At 45.4% G+C, this 4,339-nt stretch carries 4 protein-coding genes and 4 tRNA genes; 1 reads left to right on the forward strand and 7 read right to left on the reverse strand.

Annotated elements, in window-relative coordinates:
- The 5 genes from L5L97_RS22645 to L5L97_RS22665 all read right to left on the reverse strand — a co-directional run.
- On the reverse strand, positions 1-285 hold a 285-nt coding region (locus L5L97_RS22645), incomplete at its 3' end, for a GTP-binding protein (protein ID WP_261729865.1).
- A 117-nt stretch (positions 286-402) separates the two neighbouring features.
- Positions 403-478, reverse strand: a tRNA-Thr gene (locus L5L97_RS22650).
- An 8-nt stretch (positions 479-486) separates the two neighbouring features.
- Positions 487-560: transfer RNA gene (locus L5L97_RS22655), tRNA-Gly, on the reverse strand.
- Positions 561-598: 38 nt separating this feature from the next.
- A tRNA-Tyr gene (locus L5L97_RS22660) sits at positions 599-683 on the reverse strand.
- Between the two features lie 8 nt (positions 684-691).
- Positions 692-767, reverse strand: a tRNA-Thr gene (locus L5L97_RS22665).
- Positions 768-1,002: 235 nt separating this feature from the next.
- Here L5L97_RS22665 and coaA point away from each other — a divergent pair.
- A complete protein-coding gene (coaA, locus tag L5L97_RS22670; protein ID WP_105251027.1) occupies positions 1,003-1,953 on the forward strand; it encodes a type I pantothenate kinase in 951 nt (316 codons plus the stop codon).
- 27 nt (positions 1,954-1,980) lie between these two features.
- Here coaA and birA read toward each other — a convergent pair whose 3' ends face one another.
- Complete coding sequence (gene birA, locus L5L97_RS22675; protein WP_263184000.1) at positions 1,981-2,940, reverse strand: bifunctional biotin--[acetyl-CoA-carboxylase] ligase/biotin operon repressor BirA; 960 nt, start codon at positions 2,938-2,940, stop codon at positions 1,981-1,983.
- Positions 2,933-3,958, reverse strand: a complete 1,026-nt coding sequence (gene murB / locus L5L97_RS22680; protein WP_263184001.1) for a UDP-N-acetylmuramate dehydrogenase — start codon at positions 3,956-3,958, stop codon at positions 2,933-2,935. The genes birA and murB overlap by 8 nt, the downstream gene beginning before the upstream one ends.
- Between the last annotated feature and the right edge of the window lie 381 nt (positions 3,959-4,339).

A 4,339-nucleotide genomic window follows, 5' to 3' on the forward strand; every position in this document is an offset into this window, starting at 1 on the left:
ACCAGTGATCATGTTTTTAACATAGTCAGCGTGGCCTGGGCAGTCTACGTGTGCGTAGTGACGTGAAGGCGTGTCATATTCGATGTGAGAGGTATTGATCGTAATACCGCGCTCACGCTCTTCTGGAGCGTTATCGATTTGAGAGAAGTCTTTAGCTTCGCCACCGTAGGTCTTAGCCAGTACGTGAGAGATAGCTGCAGTCAGTGTGGTTTTACCATGGTCAACGTGACCAATGGTGCCCACGTTTACATGGGGCTTAATACGTTCAAATTTAGCTTTAGCCATGGTAATGCCTCAGTCCAAGATTCTTGGTGATGAAAACTAACATATAGAAAAAATCCGATGCATTAAAATGACATCGAACCGATTATGTTTAGGCGTAGGAGCTAAATTTAGAGAGGCTGGTGCTGATAGGCAGATTCGAACTGCCGACCTCACCCTTACCAAGGGTGTGCTCTACCAACTGAGCCATATCAGCAACTAATTTGGAGCGGACAGCGGGAATCGAACCCGCGTTATCAGCTTGGAAGGCTGGAGTAATACCATTATACGATGTCCGCGCAACCTAACTAAGGCTACCTAACTACCTAGAAAAAAGTGGTGGAGGGAGAAGGATTCGAACCTTCGAAGGCTGAGCCGTCAGATTTACAGTCTGATCCCTTTGGCCACTCGGGAACCCCTCCACAGAAAATGGTGCCGGCACCAAGAGTCGAACTCGGGACCTACTGATTACAAGTCAGTTGCTCTACCAACTGAGCTATGCCGGCATTATCATTTCGGAACGGGATATTAGGTAAATGCGCTCCCAAGTGCAAGTAAAAAACGCCTATTTACGTAAAAAAAGCGCTTGAACGGTGTTTTTTTACACGTTATCCAACTTTGACGGCCAATTAAACAGCGAATACATCAAACGGTAACGGAAACACGACTGCAATCACCCATTTAGTATTGTTCCAAATAATCTCATAGTGTACTGTGCCTTTCCTAAGCTGAGGAAAGCCAATGACTTCTAAAAATTCAATTCAAAAAGCACTCTATCTCGCCTTCGAGCGCCTGCAATGGTCTGAGTTACGAGATTCAGTGCCGTTGACACTGAGTGAGCAAGACTTGGAGAACCTTAGAGGCATAAATGAAAAGATTTCCTTATCGGAAGTGACAGATATTTATCTTCCCCTTAGCCGGCTACTGAATTTGATCGTTAAAGCTAAGCAACAACGAGGTTTAGTGGTTGATGAATTCCTCGGTCAAAAACCATCAAAAAGTCCTTATATCATTAGTATTGCTGGTAGTGTCGCCGTCGGAAAGAGCACCACAGCACGTATTTTGCAAGCTTTACTACGGCACTGGCCTGAACACCCAAAAGTTGATTTAGTGACAACAGATGGTTTTTTGTATCCTCTGGCGGACTTAAAACGTAAAGGACTATTACAGCGTAAGGGATTTCCAGAAAGTTACGATATGAAAATGCTGGTTGAGTTTATCTCCGCCGTGAAATCCGGTCAGCCACATGTGAAAGCCCCTATCTATTCACACGTCACCTATGACCGCGTTAAAAATCAGCATCAAACCGTTTCTCAGCCAGACATCTTAATTTTAGAAGGCTTGAATGTATTGCAGACTGGACTCGACTCCCCCGTTGATACCCGTCGTCCTTTCGTCTCCGATTTTGTCGACTTTTCTATTTATGTCGATGCAGAAGAACCTTTGCTAAAACAATGGTATAAAGAACGATTCTTGCAGTTCCGCTCTGGTGCATTCAGTGACAAAAAATCTTATTTTCATCACTATTCAACGCTAACCGATGATGAGGCCAATACGATTGCCGCCAATATTTGGGACACTATCAATGGCCCAAACCTACAACTTAACATTCAACCGACCCGTGAGAGAGCCCATTTGATCCTGCAGAAAGGTCAGGATCATTTGATGTCCCACGTGCTGATGCGCAAATAGCATTATGTAAAATTGACTCTTGGGTACTTAACGTGCCCTTAAGCTAATTTCACCGCCGATAAATGCTTGAACACCGTCGGCGGTTTCGAGCAATACTGCACCTTGCTCATCAACGCCTCGACAAATTCCTTCGACAGACTTTTCCCCCATAAGCAAACGTATTTCACGACCATAAAATAAGTCTGCGGCTTGCCAACGAGTCTTGAATGCAGCTAATCCTTCACGCTCAAATAGCTGAATATCACGCTTAAGCTGCTTCTGTAATGCAATAACAAGCGCCGTCTTGTCAGGCATATCGACCAACTCTGACAAATCACTCCAAGGCTGATCGATACCTTTACCTTGCGCCTCTGACATAGCCATATTGACACCAACACCTATGATAAGCTGGCACAGGCTATCAGCCTGCCCCGACATTTCAATCAAGATCCCGGCAAGCTTCTTGTTATCCAAATAGATGTCATTGGGCCACTTAACACCAATATTCTCGACGCCAAAAGATTTAAGCACTTCAACCAATGTACAGGCCACCACTAAACTTAATCCCATTGCCTGCGCCATCCCCTGCGGGAAAGTCCAAAACAGCGAGAAATATAAGTGATGCCCATAGGGCGACACCCAAATTCGGCCTCGACGACCACGACCTGCAGATTGATACTCTGCCACACACACATCACCATTCTTCAATTCAGTTGTATGGTCCAGCATAAAGCCGTTAGTGCTTGCTATCTCATCAAAGTAAAAGCAACGGTTATCAATTGATTGCACTAAACGTGAAGCATCAATCAAAGAAATAGGATTCGCTAACTTATAGCCGCGACCTTTGACGCTATAAATTGCCACACCATAGGTTTCTAGCGCATCGATGTGCTTATTCACTGCGGCACGCGAAATCCCAAGTTCAGTAGCTAACTGCTCGCCAGAAACAAATTGTCCGCTAGATAATAAAGCTAATATCTGGCGTTTTCTTCCCCAATGTTCAAACATGCAAATCTCCTTCGCCATTAGCCCCGATGATTCTAGGCTCGGCTTCTAGCACAACACCAAATTTATCCTGTACTTGCGCAATAACATACAGCGCTAGGCGGCAAATATCATGCCCCGTTGCTCCGCCTCGATTCACTAACACTAAGGCTTGCTTGTCATGCACTGCCACATTGCCGAGCACAAAACCTTTCAGTCCCGCTTGTTCAATCAACCAGCCTGCAGCCAATTTCACTGTTGCATCCGCTTGTGCGTAGCCCACTATCGTCGGAAAACGCTGTGCTAAATCTAGATAACAGGCTGCGCTTACAATGGGGTTTTTAAAGAAACTGCCTGCATTGCCGAGCACTGCGGGATCAGGAAGCTTTTCACTTCGTACTTGGCATACGCGCTCAAAAATCTCATGTGCTGTAACGGTTGCAGGATCAAACGATTGCAATGGACCATAGGCCAAACGCGGTTGCCAACGTTTAGCTAAGCGCAGCCCAACAGCTGTGACTACAGCGAGATTGCGCAATTTGTCTTTGAAAATAGACTCACGGTAAGCAAATTGACACTCAGCTGTGCTGATTCGCACAAACTCACCTGAGGGTAAATCAAGATACTCAACCCAATCACACACATCACATAGTTCAACACCATAAGCGCCAATATTCTGAATAGGTGCTGCACCAACCGTCCCAGGAATTAATGCCATATTCTCCAGCCCAAACATGCCATGCTCGAGCGTAAACTGAATTAACTCGTGCCAATTCTCACCCGCCTCAACATCGAGATAAAACGCTTCTGTGTCTTCAGATACTTTTATCCCTTTCGATAAAATCCTGACAACTGTGCCGTTAAAGTCCTCCGTAAAGACCAGATTGCTACCACCACCAAGCACCAACATAGGCAATTGCTGTTGCCATAGTGACAGACATATCGCCTTAACAGCTTCTTTTGAGTGCGCTTCAACAAGATCCGCGCAAGACTGTGCTAAACCAAAGGAATTAAATGATTGAAGGCTATGAGATAGAGACATGTGTTTGTTCAATGACGACAAAAACGTATTGTAACTGCTAAAAGCGAGGATTGCAGCTCATGCTAGAGAAGATGACTGAATGAAGAACTGAGAGAAAAGCAGGAAAATCACTCCAATTAACAAATTGCGAATGCAAAAAAGCCAGCTTATTCAGCTGGCTTGGTTACATCTCAATGAGATAATTAGGCGCTTGGCGATGACCTACTTTCTTTTATCCCCGAAGGGGATACATGGGGGCGAGTCATCATTGCCTAAAATGCGCAGCATTTTGATGATGTGTCGCGCGGAGCAATGTATTGCGCAGCTGGGGACCCCGCTTAGCGGCGGGTTGACATCGAGATAAGTTTTCGCGGAGCGTATAAACACAAAAGCCCTAGCGGT

This window comes from Shewanella sp. SM71, assembly GCF_025653905.1.
Lineage (GTDB): Bacteria > Pseudomonadota > Gammaproteobacteria > Enterobacterales > Shewanellaceae > Shewanella > Shewanella oncorhynchi.

Coding starts and splice junctions, on each gene's coding strand:
- birA (WP_263184000.1), bottom strand. CDS start 2,940: ATGTTTGAACATTGGGGAAGAAAACGCCAGATATTAGCTTTATTATCT.
- murB (WP_263184001.1), bottom strand. CDS start 3,958: ATGTCTCTATCTCATAGCCTTCAATCATTTAATTCCTTTGGTTTAGCA.
- coaA (WP_105251027.1), top strand. CDS start 1,003: ATGACTTCTAAAAATTCAATTCAAAAAGCACTCTATCTCGCCTTCGAG.